This window comes from Collinsella sp. OM07-12 (assembly GCF_003438275.1).
Taxonomy (GTDB): Bacteria; Actinomycetota; Coriobacteriia; order Coriobacteriales; family Coriobacteriaceae; genus Collinsella.
The window spans coordinates 1-224 of the sequence record NZ_QSTQ01000011.1 but is presented as its reverse complement, the minus strand read 5'-3'; the positions used below and the strand labels follow the sequence as shown (position 1 = coordinate 224).

Below are 224 nucleotides of genomic sequence, written 5' to 3'. Positions count from 1 at the left end.
GTTTCATAGACCCCGGTACCCCCTAAAAGCGGTTGCCGCGGAAGCCGCCGCCGTTGCGGCCGCCACGATCGCCACCGCGACCGCCGCGGTCGTTACCACGGTTGCCGCCGAAGCCGCCACGGTTGCCACCGCGGTCGCCATAGCCACCACGGTTGCCGCCAAAGCCGCCGCGACCGCCACGGTCGCCGCCACGGCCGCCACGATCGCCACCGCGACCGCCACGG

General features: G+C 73.7%; 1 protein-coding gene. It reads right to left on the bottom strand.

Annotated elements, in window-relative coordinates:
• Nucleotides 1-22: 22 nt before the first annotated feature.
• Nucleotides 23-224 (bottom strand): hypothetical protein (locus DXB98_RS05265; protein ID WP_199407128.1); only part of this gene is annotated, 202 nt, incomplete at its 5' end.